Origin of the sequence: Sphingobacterium multivorum (assembly GCF_039511225.1) — a bacterium.
GTDB lineage: Bacteria > Bacteroidota > Bacteroidia > Sphingobacteriales > Sphingobacteriaceae > Sphingobacterium.
This window is the reverse complement of the sequence record NZ_CP154261.1, coordinates 5,578,168-5,593,166: the sequence shown is the minus strand read 5'-3', so window position 1 is coordinate 5,593,166 and position 14,999 is coordinate 5,578,168. Positions and strand designations below refer to the sequence as shown.

Sequence of the window (14,999 nt, the reverse complement as noted above, 5' to 3'; positions counted from 1 at the left end):
TCCAAAACGGAGGCTTAGCTCAGCTGGTTCAGAGCATCTGCCTTACAAGCAGAGGGTCACAGGTTCGAATCCTGTAGCCTCCACAAAAGCATCATCAATTGGTGCTTTTTTTTCGTTAGGGGGTTTAGCTCAGCTGGTTTAGAGCACTACCTCGACAAGGTAGGGGTCACTGGTTCGAACCCAGTAATCCCCACGATAAAAAAAGCGTTCTTCATGAACGCTTTTTTTATGGACTAAATTCGCTGTAAATTTGAAAGTCCCCGATCCGGTATTCAATCTATCTCGGGCATCTTTCGCATTTATGTTCTTACTATTTCCGTTTCTTACCTAGTTTAATTCCGTAACCTGTTGTCCATTCAATAAAATCAGCTTTGCCACCATGGGCTTTAATGGAAACGCCGGCAAAGAAATCTTTGTACACTTTATATCGTACACCTGCTCTTAAATATACAGGCATGCTCTCGCCATTAAATTCGTTGCGATGAAGGTAAACTCCAACATTTCCGTTGATATAAAGGCGTGAGTTTAACACATGATCAATGTAGAAAGCTGGGCCGTAAGAAAATAAGGCAGAGAATTTCCCGGCTTTGTCGCCAGCAACCTTCTCGTCGTTCCCACTGGCCGAATAAAATGCATCAAACCCAGCGCCAAGCCGCCATTTGTAGCCGAAATGCTTGCTGTAGTATGCACCTAACATAGATTTAAAATATTGGCCATCGTGTTCGCGATCAATCTGTTTGAAACCAAAGGCATAGTTGAAATGGAGTTCCTCTGTTTTCTCCATTTGTGGAATACTACTTTTTCTAAAATCAAAGGGCTTGTCGGTTGGTGTATAGGAAACAGATAGGCTCAAGGGGACGAGGTTTATCCCTGTGTTCGGTAATGCCAGAGCGCCATTGCTGAAGTGATGAAAGGCTGCGCCGGCCCCAACCTGAAAATGTTTGTTTAGTCGATAGTTGGCTTGAAGTCCAAAATCAATAAAAACATTGTTTTTACTGCCTATAAGTAAGTTGAAAGGATTATCCTCCTCGTTATAGGGGTTGAATCTGCCGGAAAGACCGAGCGCAATGCGATAATTGAAATTCCAGCGCGAGTTTACTTTTGGTCGAATGGGGATGGCGACAAAGCCATAGGCTGCGAAAGGTCGGCCGAGGTGTTCCTGGCCGAAGGTACTGCTATAGATTCCGATGCCATATATCGGATAGTTGTATATTTCATTGTAAATGCTCTTTAATGAGTCTTGAAACTGGGTTTGAAAACCGACTCTAAAATTCAGTCCACTATAGTACGAGTCAGCAAGGGTTTCTTTGGAGCGCTCATTGAATTTGAGTTCGCCCCCGCTTTCATGTTCAAGTTGAAATATAAGTCTCTTCTTGGCTGGGCTGAGGCTTTGTAAGGTGTCTTTCGGATTTTCTATTCGGGGTGTGACCTGTGCTGTGGCACGAAAGGAGAGTAGTGCCAGGGTCACAAAAGCAAGTATTCTTGATCTCATGAAATAAAACGTTAGCGTTTTTTAAAATTTTTGCAAAAATAAGAATGATATATCATTGTAACAATAGTATTTAAACAGTAGGGAAAATCAAGTTGCAAGAAATGCCATTTTTTAGCTACGCCCGTTGGTCTGTGATAGGTGAAATTCGACCATATAACCATCAGGATGTCAAATGGGTAAATAATTGTTGTTTATGTCTGTAATGTATTGCATATAAAAAGCAATTTATCTAAGTTTGAGGTGAAAAGAAAAAGGATATATGATTAAAAACCTATTTAAAATTACTGCTGTTACGTTTGCACTAACAACAGCAGGGGGTGCTTTGTTTGCCCAAAACGCCAAGTTTGATTGGAAAGAAGCATCTGAAGGGGGATACACTTACAAGTATGTAACGAACGACCCTACTCATTCGCGGTTTTACAAGCTGAAAAATGGCTTAACGGTGATTTTGAGTCCGACCAAAAAAGAACCACGTATCCAAACTTACATTGCGACAAAAGCGGGGAGCAAAACAGACCCGAAAGATCACACCGGTTTGGCCCATTATCTGGAGCATATGCTGTTTAAAGGAACCGATAAATTTGGTTCTAAAGACTGGGCAAAGGAAAAACCGTTGTTAGATCAGATTGATGCGCTCTATGAGAAATACAATGGTACAACAGATGAAACCGAACGGAAAGCAATCTATAAGGAAATCGATAAAGTATCTGGAGAAGCCGCGAAATATGCTATCGCGAATGAGTACGATAAATTGATGGCATCGATGGGGGCGGAAGGTACCAATGCTTTCACTTCATTTGAGCAGACTGTTTATCAGGAACAAATTCCAAGTAATGTAGTGGATAAGTATCTGGCGGTACAAGCTGAACGGTTTAGATATCCGGTATTGCGTCTTTTCCATACCGAGCTTGAAGCTGTTTATGAGGAGAAAAATATTAGCTTAGATAAAGATAACCGTAAGGCTGTAGAATCGATGTTCTCCGCAGCTTTCCCGAATAATAATTATGGAAAGCAGACGACAATTGGTACTGTAGAGCACCTTAAAAATCCATCTTTGAAAGCGATTCGTGAATATTTTCATACCTATTATGTCCCTAACAATATGGGGGTCATTATGTCGGGTGATTTTGATCCTACAGAGGTGGTGAAAAAGGTGGATAAGGCCTTTGCTTTTATGCAGGCGAAAGAAATTCCGGCCTACACGTTTGATGCGGAGAAACCAATTTTAACTCCTGTTGTCCGCGAGGTTAAAGGTCCAGATGCTGAATTTATGTTAATGGGATTCCGTTTTCCTGGCGCTGCAACAAAGGATGCCCGTATGCTCAATCTGATGAGTCAGATCTTGACAAATGGTTCTGCCGGTCTGATTGATCTGGATTTAGTGAAGAATCAAAAATTATTAGGTGCAGGTGCTTTTCCGTATGTATTAAAAGACTATTCTCTGCTTCTGTTGCAGGGTAATCCTGGTCAGGGACAGAGCTTGGAACAGGTGCAACAGCTGCTGTTGCAAGAATTGGCAAAATTGAGAAAAGGAGAGTTTTCGGATGAGCTGATTACGGCGATTGTGAACAACGCTAAGAAAGACGAAATCAAACAAAATGAAAGTTATGGTGACCGTGCTGAATCATTGATGGATGCCTTTACTTCAGGTCAGGATTGGGCTTCTGTTGTGGGCTATTCGGATGAATTGAATAAAATCACCAAGCAAGATGTGGTAGATTTTGCTAACAAATACTTAAATGACAATAATTACGTCGTTGTTTATAAACGTAAGGGGGTTGATAGCAATGTTGTTAAAGTTGTTAAACCTGAGATTACCCCTGTAACGGTCAATCGTGACGATCAGTCGGAGTTTTTGAAGCGCGTAGAAGCAATGCCAGAGGATAAAATCCAGCCGGTATGGGTAGATTATAACAAAGATATTCAGAAAGCTACTGCAAACGGTTTACCAGTGCTTGCTGTAAAGAACTCAGATAATGAGCTGTTTTCGCTGTCTTATCGTTTTGATGTGGGAAAATGGAGCAATAAATTACTTTCATTGGCTGCGGGTTATCTAGAATTTTTGGGTACAAAAGATAAATCCAGTGAGCAGTTTAGCAAGGATTTTTATCAATTGGCGTCTGATTTTTCAGTGTCTGCAGGAAATGAGGAAACCATGGTGTCGATTTCGGGTTTGAATTCAAACTTTACGGCTACACAGAACTTGATTCAGGATTTGTTGCGTAATTGTGTTGCTGATCAGGAGGCTTTCAAAATGTATATTGCCCGTCTTAAAAAGGCGAGAGCAAATGCGAAAGAAAACAAGGGAGCGATCATGGAAGGCCTAAAATCTTATGCTAAATACGGCGCTAAAAATCCGTTTAATAATGTGTTTACAGATGCGGAATTGGATGCTTTAAAAGCGGAGGATTTGGTGAAGGCATTGCACGATTTGGCTAATATGAAACATACGATGCTTTATTTTGGTCCATTGACGGCTACGGAATTTGTAGCAAAAGCGAAGCCTTTAAAACAAGGTGCCGGAGAGTACGTCCAAGCGAAAAAAGGGTTGGTGTTTGCGGAGTTGCCTACAAGCCAGAATCAGGTTCTTTTTGCTAATTTCGATATGAAGCAAGCTGAAGTATTTTGGTATAGAAGTTCAGGTGTATACAGCAGTGCGCTAACGCCAACGGTTTCTCTGTTTAATAATTACTTTGGCGGCGGCATGGGAAGTATCGTTTTCCAGACTATCCGTGAATCGAAAGCATTGGCCTATTCAACTTATGCCTATTATGGACAGCCTTATAAAAAAGAAAACCATTATACCGTTGGAGCCTATGTTGGGACGCAGGCTGATAAGTTTAACGATGCGATTAAAGGCATGAATGAGCTATTGGATGTATTGCCTGAAAGTGCCAAAGGGTTGGATATTGCGAAAGTAAGTTTGGAAAAATCAATAGCGAGCGAGCGTGTATTAAATGCTTCTATTTTAGGTAGTTATTTAGCTGCTCAGCGTTTGGGGAATGCAACTGATATTCGTAAAGTTGTCTATGAGCAAGCGCCAAAATTAACTTATGGTGATCTAAGCACTTTCCATAAGAAAGAGATGAGTCAAAAACCCTATGTTTACTGTATTGTGGCAAAAGAAGAAAGTCTTAAGCCGGAAGACCTTGCGAAACTGGGTGAGGTGAAAAAGCTGGATCTTAAAGAGATCTTCGGCTATTAGATCCCGGATTGCTTGTCTTAAGAATTAGATTAGCGTATGATACGAAAGAAGCCTCCGGTGTTTGCCGGAGGCTTCTTTCGTATCAGGTTTTGTGAGCCCTTTGTTTTTTTATTCTTGTTTCACGCTACGGAATCCTTGTTTCACTGTTCGCGAGTAGGATTAGTTTTAAGGTGAATTCGCTATCATGGCTACTAAAACTAGCGTATTAAAACCGGATAATCTCCTCAATCTGTTCGTTGATAAATTGCAGCGTATCTTCTTTGAATAACTGCCCATCATCATTCAGTTCGTTCTGAACATTGGGTAGAAAGATCTTAAGGGGAAGCACGTGCATTCTTAAGTAATGGCAAATACCAGTCAGATGATCGATGCCGCGGAGGTTGCCGTAGCGACCTGAGGATAATCCAACCAATGCAACTTTCTTGTGATAAAAACTAATCGGAAATGTACAGCAGTCAATGAACAGTTTCAGTGCTCCTGGAATACTTCCATTGTATTCGGGAGCGATGAAAATAAATAGCTCAGCTTTACTGACCATTTCTTGGATGGGTTCAAATGCGGTACTTCTTTTTCCGTAAAGATCTGTTTCTAAAATGTTTGCTGGTAGATCTTCCAACGAAAAGATGTTACTTTCAATTGACTTACGATCAAGTAATTGCTGGTAGCATTTTGCTATTTTTAACGTCTTACTATTGGGACGGTTTGTTCCGGATATTATTAAAATCATTGTGTTGTTGATACTTATAAAAAGCGCATTTTCAAAGTGGATACATATCTTGATTTTTTGTATCTTAGCATCCTGAGGATATGTGCTTTCGATCAATCAAAAGTACGAAATATGCTGAATTAGTTCTGTTAATTTGAATCGCAGATTAAAATTTGGGCAAATTGATCTTCAGAAACGTGAAATGTAGTATAAAATGACATTTTAATTAAGAAAGGTTTTCATTCAAGATGGGAAAAGTAATCGCAATCGCAAATCAAAAGGGTGGGGTCGGAAAAACCACAACGTCAATTAATTTGGCGGCTAGTTTGGCGGTTTTAGAATATAAAACATTGTTGGTAGATGCAGATCCTCAAGCAAACTCTACTTCTGGGATTGGTTTTGACCCACGTACAATCAGCGCAAGTGTTTACGAATGTTTAGTGAATGATTTGGATCCTCATGAGGCTATTCAATCAACAGAAACACCAAATTTGGATCTTTTACCGGCTCATATTGATTTGGTTGGGGCAGAAATTGAGATGATCAATATGCACGAAAGGGAATACAAGATGAAAAAAATCTTGGATCAGGTAAAACAGGATTATGATTTTATTATCATCGATTGTTCGCCTTCTTTAGGCTTAATAACAATTAATGCATTATCTGCTTCGGATTCAGTCATCATTCCAGTACAATGCGAATACTTTGCCTTGGAAGGACTTGGAAAGTTATTGAACACAATTAAAATTGTTCAAAACCGTTTAAATACGAGTTTGGAGATCGAAGGAATTTTGTTGACCATGTATGATGTCCGTTTAAGATTGTCAAATCAGGTGGTCGAGGAGGTGAAAACACATTTCACAGATTTAGTTTTTGATACGATTATTCAGCGAAATACCCGTTTGAGCGAAGCTCCAAGCTTTGGAATTTCTGTTATCATGCATGATGCGTCCTGTAAAGGGGCGATCAACTATTTAAATTTGGCGCGGGAGATTTTACAGAAAAACGGGCATCTTAATGAAATGAATAAAACAGTAACCGCATAATATGGCAGCACATCAGCGTAAAACAGGACTGGGAAGAGGCTTAGGTGCGCTATTAAACGATAGTGTAGAAGTTCCTGCTAAAAGTAATCAGCAAGTGGAAGAGGCTCCTCTAGTTACACCAACTGCTGTAACAGCAACAAAAGAGAATGGCAGTATCAGCCATGTTCGTGTAGAAGAAATATCTGTCAACCCTTTTCAGCCGCGTACAGAATTTGACCCGGTTGCTCTACAGGAGTTATCGGAATCCATTAGTTTACAGGGGTTAATTCAGCCGATTACAGTACGTAAAATTTCGGACGGCAATTATCAATTGATTTCTGGGGAGCGACGTCTCCGCGCTTCACGCCTGGCAGGTATTACCGAAATCCCGGCTTATATCCGTACAGCCAACGATCAGCAGATGCTGGAAATGGCCCTGATTGAGAATATTCAGCGGGAGAACTTAAATGCGATTGAAGTTGCCTTGAGTTTTCAGCGCATGATTGAGGAATGTAATCTAAAACAGGAAGAATTGGGTGAGCGTGTTAGTAAAAACCGTTCTACTGTTACAAATTACCTTCGTTTATTAAAACTCCCACCTGTCATCCAAGCAGCAATACGTGATGGGGCTTTGACTATGGGACATGCTCGTGCCTTGATCAACATTCCAGAGGTTGATAAGCAACTTTATATCTTTAAACTGATTATCGATCAAGGTCTATCTGTTCGTAAGGCTGAGGAATTGGTTCGTGAGTTACAAAAAGGCGGTAAGAAAAAAGCTGGAAAAGATAAAGCTCCGATGTCTTTTCAATTGCAGAAAATTGAAGATGATCTGGCGTCGAAATTTTCTTCTCGGGTCAAATTGAATCTGAAAAGCACAAAAGGAAAGGGTGCTATTGAGATCCCTTTTGAATCGGAGGATGATTTGAGTCGCATTCTTGAATTGTTAGATTGGTAATATGGCCAAGTTAATAAGCTTGATATTTGCGGTGTTTGCACTGTCTGTGGTACATGGACAGACTGTGGATACAATTCCTAAGAAACAATTGGCACCCGTCAAAATAGATAGCATAAAGCAAAAATCGGTACAGGATACCGTAAAGAAGGAATCTCGGAAGGAACGTAAAAAACGGGAGAAGGAGGAGGCGAAGGCGAAAGAGAAGGTTGTGTTTAAAGATTCTACCCGGTTGGCTATTGAAGCAAAAAATAAACAAGCATGGAAGCGCTCTTTAGTACTTCCAGGCTGGGGACAGTATACAAATGGCGGAGTTTGGTGGATAAAAGTACCTGCAATCTATGGTGGCTTAATAACAACCGTACTTGTTTTTGACTTCAATAACCGTTATTATAAGGAATTACTGGGGGTATTACAAGACAAAGCTCTTGGTAGGCCAATTGATCCTTATTACATCGGAATCTCCGACCAATCTATCATCCGGGCAAAAGATAATGCGCGGCGAAATCGAGATCTTATGGTGCTACTTACGTTAGGTGTTTATGGTCTGAATGTCGCAGAGGCTTATATTGACTCGATGCTTAAATATCGTTGGAGTATTGGGGATGATAAACCCAAAAAGACTGCTTTCTTAATTGGACCTACTTTAATGGATGCAAGTCTCGCGTCGGGAACTTATTCGTTTAAACCTACGGTCGGACTTAAATTGACAATGAAATTTAATTAAACTACCGGATTTCAAAGGTTATATTTCGATTCCATTTGTTTATTCATGAGTTTATTCCTTATTTAAGGCATTCCTATAACCCCAGCAAAGTTAAGACAATATAAGGCTTGCTCAGTTTATTTTTCATGAGGGTTATGGTTTTAAACATGGGTATTTCATTGAAATTTTTTAATTTTAAAAATAAACTATACTTTTTTCTAAATATATGAACATCATTCTCTTGGGATATGGCAAAATGGGGCAGATTATCGAACGATATGCACTAAAAAGAGGCCATCAAATTTTTTTAGTTGTCGATGAACATAATCGTCCTAACCTGACTGCTGATGATATTAAAGGTGCTGATGTCGCAATTGACTTTAGTGTACCTTCTGCAGCACTGGATAATATGAATCTTTGCCTTGAAGCAGGGGTGCCTATTGTAGTAGGAACAACTGGTTGGTATGATCACCTGGAGGATGTTAAGGTGAAGTGTTTGGATGCTGATGGTTCTATTTTGTATGGCTCCAACTTCTCTATCGGAGTGAATGTATTCTTCCATATCAATAGAATGTTGGCGAAGGCATTGCAACCTTATAAACAATATGATGTTCAGGTAGAGGAAATACACCACATTCACAAGTTGGATGCACCAAGTGGTACAGCAATTACGATTGCTGAGGGCATATTGGACAATAGCGATGTGAAAACCAATTGGGTAAATACTGTTGTTGGTGAACAGGATGAGATTATTCCAAAACCGCAGGAACTTTTAATAGAAAGTCATCGAATTGAAGAAGTTCCAGGAACACATACCGTGCTTTATAGTTCTGAGGTTGATCAAATAGAGTTTAAGCATACTGCACATAGCCGGGATGGATTTGCTTTAGGGGCTGTAGTTGCTGCTGAATGGTTGAATGGCAAAAGAGGTTTCTATCAAGTTACGGAAATTTTTGATTTTAATAAATAGTACTAATTAGTAGATTATGGGCTTAATTATATTTGCGGTTTTAACAGCAATATCGGGATATGGATTGTGGCAATTGTTTGTTAAAGCTGGCAGAAATGGCTGGGAAGCGATCGTGCCTTTTTATAGCCAGTATATTCAGGCAAAATTGACGGGAAGACCTACATGGTGGGTAATTTTATTGCTCGTGCCAATTGTCAATGTCTTTGTTTTCTATAATCTTTACCTTGATTTTATCCATTGTTTTGGAAAACGCCGTTTTTGGGAAAATGCAGCTGCAGTTTTGGTTCCTTTTATTGTTCTGCCAATGTGGGCAAAGGACAATAATGTGCGTTTTTTGAACGGCTTATATGCTAAAAATTTAAAGGCCGCAAGCCAAGAAGGTATTGAACTGACTGAGGAGAAACGTGCCGAAATTGCACTTGAATCTTACAAAGATTATAAAATTAAATATCCGTATAAGAAATCCATGGTGCGCGAATGGGCAGATGCCATTGTATTTGCAACTGTCGCAGCGTCGCTTATTCGTGGTTTTCTGATTGAGGCTTATATGATTCCTACCGGATCGATGGAGCGGACCTTATTGATCGGAGATTTCCTATTTGTCAGCAAGTTAAATTATGGACCACGGGTTCCTAACACGCCGATTGCATTTCCTTTTGCACATCATACGATGCCCATCACTGGAGGGAAAGCATATTCTGAATTGATTGAATTACCCTATAAACGTTTGCCAGGATTTCAAAAGATTGAACGTAATGATGTCGTTGTTTTCAATTTTCCTGCAGGTGACACTGTCGCGCTTGAGAACCAAAATGCAAGTTATTACGATCTTGTTCGGGCTTATGGCTGGCAGACTGTCAATTCGCAGTTTACGATTCAGGCAAGACCTATTGATAAAAGGGAGAACTATATTAAACGTTGCGTCGGATTGCCGGGCGATAAAATTTCTATGAAGGATGCCAAACTCTTTGTGAACGACCAACCGGGGTTTGATCCGCCAGAAAGCCAGTTGGATTATCTCGTATTAACGGACGGTACACCATTAAATATGGACCGATTAAGAGAGCTGAGAATTGAAGCGGTGGGTGGTGATCAGCAACCTGGTGTTTATCAATTGTTCATGACAAAAGATGAATTAGCTATAGTAAAATCATGGTCGAATGTCAAAGAAATCAGAAGAAGTCCCGTTGGTGAAGGTGCTTATCCGTACGATCCACAATACAAATGGGATTTTGACAATTTTGGACCGATTTTAATCCCGAAAAAAGGATGGACAGTGGCATTAAATGCACAGACTCTGCCCATTTATGAAAGAGCTATCCGTGTTTATGAAAACAATAAGTTAGAAAAACGTTCGGATGGGATCTATATCAATGATGTGAAAGCAGACCATTATACGTTTAAAATGGACTATTTTTGGATGATGGGTGACAATCGCCATAATTCGCTCGACTCAAGAGGTTGGGGATTTGTTCCCGAAGATCATGTGGTCGGAAAGGCTTTATTTACTTGGATGAGCTGGGATGAGATTGGTACAGGGCTTTCGAAAATTCGCTGGAACCGTATCTTTAAAGGAATTCATTAGCAACTGCAAGTTGAGCAATAACACCGCTATTTGGGGTGCAATAAAAAAGGGCTTTCATTGAGAAAGCCCTTTTTTATGAATCTGTGTTTTCTCTCGGCAAGAGAAAACCTTTGTGATCTCGTTTGCAGCTGCTGGTGACAGCGAAATTACGAAGGTTTTAATGAATATTTTTGCAGTTTCTCAATCACAACGGTGCTGACTGATGAATGCTCTTTACTGAACGTTGCATTACTTCAAACAAGCAAGATAACGTTTGATCGTTTCCTCTAACCCTAAGTATAGTGCATCCGAAATGAGCGCATGGCCTATGCTGACTTCCAGGAGTTCGGGGATATGTTGGTTGAAATATTGCAGGTTGTTGAGATCTAAGTCATGGCCCGCATTTAGACCTAATCCAACTTCACGTGCTTTTAATGCAGCTTTGAAATAGGGTTTTATCGCAAGTTCTTTATCGAAGCCATACTCCGTAGCAAATCCTTCTGTATAGAGCTCAATGCGATCTGTTCCTGTTTCGGCCGCGGCCTCTACCATTTCTTCGACCGGATCAACAAAGATGGAGACACGTATACCAGCATCTTTGAACAATTTGCACATATCTTGTAAGTAGGCTTTGTTTTTAATGGTATCCCAGCCATGGTTAGAGGTTAATTGTCCTTCGGTATCGGGTACTAAGGTTACTTGTGCTGGTTTATTGGCCAATACTAGGTCAATAAACTTCTGTTCTTGGCAATTCCCTTCAATATTGAGTTCGGTCTGGATTTCTGCTTTTAGATCAAAAACATCCTGATATCGAATATGTCTTTCATCAGGTCGTGGATGCACAGTGATACCTTGAGCGCCAAAACGTTCACAGGCTAATGCCGCAGATACTAGATTGGGGTTATTGCCACCTCTAGAATTTCTGAGCGTTGCGATTTTATTGATATTTACTGAAAGTCTAGTCATTTTCCTGTATGTTATGATGTAAAAATACAAATAATATCTATTTTTTTTTAACTTGCATATATGGATGGAATCGACTATAGCCTGTTTAGCGGCTTTCGCCTATTGGACGTTATTGATATCATATTGGTAGCGATTATTATCTACTATATCTATAGTTTGATTAGAGGGACCATTGCTGTTAATATCCTGATTGGCGTAGCACTGTTTTATGGCGTTTATATTGTCGTCAAACAGATGCATATGCGCTTGCTGACCGAAATATTTGGCGGTTTTATATCTGTCGGGTCCATTGCATTGATTGTCGTGTTCCAACAGGAAATCAGGCGGTTCTTACTGCACGTGGGAAAGAATATATCCATGAAACGGAAGAAAGTTTTTTGGTCGTTTATCGGGAATAAGAAGGCAATACAGAAAGATTTGACGGAGGACCTAAAACCCGTTATCGAAGCCTGTAGAAGCATGTCGCGTACACGGACGGGAGCTCTATTAGTTTTCTCAAAGTATTTTGACGAGGAATATTATCAGAGCAGCGGGGAGTATATTGATGCCCATATCTCCAAGCGCTTGATTGAAAGTATATTTCATAAAAATAGCCCATTGCATGATGGTGCAGTCGTTATTGTTGATTTTAAGATTATGACAGCATCTTGTGTGCTTCCATTGTCAGATAGTGAGGATTTACCGCTGCAATTCGGACTACGGCATCGCGCTGCAATTGGAGTGACGGAAATCTCGGATGCGATTGCCGTTATCGTCTCTGAAGAGACTGGTGAGATATCTTTTGCGAAGGATGGAAACGTCAATATGAACGTTTCACCAGAAGAACTTGAGCAATTGCTAAAAGACGAGTTATAAAACTAAAAGCCGAGCTGTAAAAAAGGTCTTAAATGGAATGCCCCCAAAAAGTTAGATGCTTTCTGGGGGCATTTTAGATAGAGATACCTATTTTTTTGCGGCGTTGATCACTTGTGTGTTCAATTTGATGTACTCACTATTTTTATCTGCTGTGGCAACTTCAAGACCTTTGGTTGCTGTTTCTATCGCACCTTTTTTATCACCAGCTTTTAATTGCGCTTTTGCTTTCCAATATAGGACGTGAGCAGCTTTAGGTTGAGCTTTGGCAGCTTCGTCAAACCAGCTTAGTGCTTTATTTAGATCTAAATTATTACTGAAGTAATATTGGGCTGCGGCAAAATAAGGTTTTTTCTCACCCTTCATAGCCTCGTCGATGGAAGCTAATATTTTAGCCTGTTGATTGACTTTGAGATCAACCTTTACGGACGTTTTTTCCCAAGCCAGATTCAATACAGCACCTGTAGGTGTAACATTATCAAAAGAAATGGTAAATGTCTCCACTGGATTTGCTAAGGTCTGCGGTTTAACATTGAAGCGTAAGGCATCTTCAGTTTGTTTATAGGTATAGGCACCCCATTGTTTGGTGTTTTTACTGATGATGATGGTCCACTCTGATTTGTTCGGGATTGTGAAAAGAGCGTAGGTTCCAGCAGAAAGCTTATGGCCATTCAACTCAACGTCACCTTCAAAGGTTAATGTGGTATTGGTATTTGCTCCTGTACGCCATACTTCATTATAAGGAACAAGATCGCCAAAGATCTTACGGCCGTTCATGCTAGGTCTGCTGTAATTAAGGGTTACGTTTTCAATACCCAATCCTTGTGTAACTGTCTGTGAGCTACTTGCTGCAGGTAGCTTTAGCTGAGCAAAAGATTCGTTGGCCGTAAACATCATTGTTGCGGCAATGGCAATTGCAAAAAGATTCTTTTTCATCTGTATTATTGTTTGTTTGTTGTTGTATGCTTAATCCTGTGGTTCAACGTGCTGTTGATATGTATTTGATCATGTTTTCTACTCTCCTGTTGAAAACAGAAAATCTGATTATAGCTTGGCTGTAGTATTTAATGGCTCTTACAGCATCTATATCCTAAAAGTAGGAAGAATTTTAAGAAAAAAAGGCATCTATTTTTAGATGCCTTTTTTTCTTAAAATATAAGATGGATTTACGTTAATTCGTTTTTCCAACTTTATGACCTGCTATAGAGAAATACATAATGTATAGATAGCCTGGTACCATTGCATATAGGAATGCATGTTGAAAATCAATATGTAAATGATCTTTTAACAGCCCGTAGATCAAAGGCCATATCGCTCCACCAGCAATACCCATAATCATAATTGCTGATCCTGTTTTTGTGAATTTTCCCAGACCTTTAATTCCTAGCGGGAAGATGGCTGGCCACATGAGGGAGTTCGCGATTCCTAACAAGGCAACAAATATAAATGATGTTGTACCAGTTGTGAAAACAGAAATAACGGTGAATGTGATACCAATGATTGTGCAAATGCGTAGGGCCATTTGTTGTGATACAAATCTTGGAATGGAGATAATACCGATAATATAACCGATCAACATGCAAGATAGTGTAAATGCTGTTGCGTAGGTCGTAAAGAAGGGATCAACTTTCAGTTCGCGTGCATAGACGCCAATGATATCTCCCGCCATAACTTCGACCGCTACACAGAAGAAAATTGCCAAAGCGCCCAAGAACAAATGTGGATATTGAAATATCGATGTTTTCTTTGCCGCAACAGTTCCGCTTTCTGCGCTGCTTTCTTCTTCTGCATCCATATCGACCTCAGGCAGGTGAGTGAACTTTAAGAATATTGCGAAGGCAACGAATATAATTGCAAGAGAGATGTATGGCGTGTGTACGCGTTGAAGAAGATCATCTAAGATCGCATTCTTTTGGACCAGATCCGTTGTTGCTTCTAATTTTGCTGTTACTTTTTGAGCATCTTTTAAAAAGAGTGTTCCGAAAAGGATAGGTACAATGATACCAGCCGATTTATTGAAAAAACCAGCTATTGAAATACGTTGTGCTGCGCTATCAATAGGACCAATAATACTTAAGTAAGGGTTAACTGCTGTTTGTAATAATGCCATTCCTGAACCTTGAATAAAGATTCCTGTTAAAAATAGGCCATAGCTTCTGTTATCTGCCGCAGGAATAAAGATCAAAGACCCTAAACCTAATATAATAAGACTGACAACTAAACCATTTTGGAAACCAATTTTTTTGATGATGACTGAGCTTGGAAGTGCTAGGAAAAAATAAGCAATATAGGAAGCAAAGGTTACGAAGAAAGCTTGTAAATCTGTTTCGAGGTTACAAGCAATTTTTAAGAATGGAATTAAAGTTCCGTTTGCCCAGGTAATAAAACCGAGGATAAAAAATAAACCACAGCAGATGGCCATAGGGCGAAAAGCTGTTTTACCAACGTTAGGATTAGTGGTCATGTTTTGTTTTATTATATTTAGTTAAGTTATCGTTCGAGTAGTTAAGTTATCGTTCGAGGATTGGTAAATCAGTAGGAATAAGGAATGAACAAAC

12 protein-coding genes and 2 tRNA genes are annotated in these 14,999 nt (G+C 39.8%); 9 read left to right on the top strand and 5 right to left on the bottom strand.

Annotation, left to right across the window (positions count from 1 at the left end):
- The first annotated feature begins 8 nt into the window (after nt 1-8).
- Together AAH582_RS23335 and AAH582_RS23330 are read left to right on the top strand one after the other, a co-directional pair.
- Nucleotides 9-83: transfer RNA gene (locus tag AAH582_RS23335), tRNA-Val, on the top strand.
- A gap of 35 nt (nt 84-118) precedes the next feature.
- A tRNA-Val gene (locus AAH582_RS23330) sits at nt 119-193 on the top strand.
- A 117-nt stretch (nt 194-310) separates the two neighbouring features.
- Here the strand turns inward: AAH582_RS23330 and AAH582_RS23325 are convergent.
- Nucleotides 311-1,492, bottom strand: a complete 1,182-nt coding sequence (locus AAH582_RS23325) for an acyloxyacyl hydrolase (RefSeq protein ID WP_343320739.1) — start codon at nt 1,490-1,492, stop codon at nt 311-313.
- Nucleotides 1,493-1,751: 259 nt separating this feature from the next.
- Between AAH582_RS23325 and AAH582_RS23320 the strand changes: the two genes are divergently transcribed.
- Entirely contained in the window at nt 1,752-4,697 is a 2,946-nt protein-coding gene (locus AAH582_RS23320) for a M16 family metallopeptidase (RefSeq protein ID WP_046672655.1), read from the top strand.
- A gap of 205 nt (nt 4,698-4,902) precedes the next feature.
- Here AAH582_RS23320 and AAH582_RS23315 read toward each other — a convergent pair whose 3' ends face one another.
- Complete coding sequence (locus AAH582_RS23315) at nt 4,903-5,424, bottom strand: NADPH-dependent FMN reductase (protein WP_046672654.1); 522 nt, start codon at nt 5,422-5,424, stop codon at nt 4,903-4,905.
- Between the two features lie 227 nt (nt 5,425-5,651).
- Here AAH582_RS23315 and AAH582_RS23310 point away from each other — a divergent pair, with 227 nt between their 5' ends.
- The 5 genes from AAH582_RS23310 (at nt 5,652) to lepB (ending at nt 10,644) form a co-directional block, all read left to right on the top strand.
- The gene (locus tag AAH582_RS23310) at nt 5,652-6,449 is read left to right on the top strand and encodes a ParA family protein (protein WP_046672653.1); all 798 of its coding nucleotides are present in this window, start codon (nt 5,652-5,654) and stop codon (nt 6,447-6,449) included.
- 1 nt (nt 6,450) lies between these two features.
- Complete coding sequence (locus tag AAH582_RS23305; RefSeq protein WP_046672652.1) at nt 6,451-7,386, top strand: ParB/RepB/Spo0J family partition protein; 936 nt, start codon at nt 6,451-6,453, stop codon at nt 7,384-7,386.
- Nucleotide 7,387: 1 nt separating this feature from the next.
- The gene (locus tag AAH582_RS23300) at nt 7,388-8,110 is read left to right on the top strand and encodes a DUF5683 domain-containing protein (RefSeq protein ID WP_046672651.1); all 723 of its coding nucleotides are present in this window, start codon (nt 7,388-7,390) and stop codon (nt 8,108-8,110) included.
- A gap of 205 nt (nt 8,111-8,315) precedes the next feature.
- Nucleotides 8,316-9,059, top strand: a complete 744-nt coding sequence (gene dapB, locus AAH582_RS23295; RefSeq protein ID WP_343320738.1) for a 4-hydroxy-tetrahydrodipicolinate reductase — start codon at nt 8,316-8,318, stop codon at nt 9,057-9,059.
- A gap of 16 nt (nt 9,060-9,075) precedes the next feature.
- On the top strand, nt 9,076-10,644 hold the full coding sequence (lepB, locus tag AAH582_RS23290) for a signal peptidase I (RefSeq protein WP_084823092.1): 1,569 nt from the start codon (nt 9,076-9,078) through the stop codon (nt 10,642-10,644).
- A gap of 228 nt (nt 10,645-10,872) precedes the next feature.
- Here lepB and AAH582_RS23285 read toward each other — a convergent pair whose 3' ends face one another.
- Nucleotides 10,873-11,589, bottom strand: coding sequence for a pyridoxine 5'-phosphate synthase (locus AAH582_RS23285; RefSeq protein ID WP_046672649.1), 717 nt, complete (start codon nt 11,587-11,589; stop codon nt 10,873-10,875).
- Between the two features lie 60 nt (nt 11,590-11,649).
- Here AAH582_RS23285 and cdaA point away from each other — a divergent pair, with 60 nt between their 5' ends.
- Nucleotides 11,650-12,444, top strand: coding sequence for a diadenylate cyclase CdaA (gene cdaA, locus AAH582_RS23280; protein WP_046672648.1), 795 nt, complete (start codon nt 11,650-11,652; stop codon nt 12,442-12,444).
- 87 nt (nt 12,445-12,531) lie between these two features.
- Here the strand turns inward: cdaA and AAH582_RS23275 are convergent, their stop codons facing one another.
- Both AAH582_RS23275 and AAH582_RS23270 read right to left on the bottom strand, forming a co-directional pair.
- Nucleotides 12,532-13,377 (bottom strand): DUF2911 domain-containing protein, encoded by an 846-nt coding sequence (locus AAH582_RS23275; RefSeq protein WP_343320737.1) that lies wholly within the window; start codon nt 13,375-13,377, stop codon nt 12,532-12,534.
- Between the two features lie 235 nt (nt 13,378-13,612).
- The gene (locus AAH582_RS23270; protein WP_159333446.1) at nt 13,613-14,905 is read right to left on the bottom strand and encodes a sugar MFS transporter; all 1,293 of its coding nucleotides are present in this window, start codon (nt 14,903-14,905) and stop codon (nt 13,613-13,615) included.
- Between the last annotated feature and the right edge of the window lie 94 nt (nt 14,906-14,999).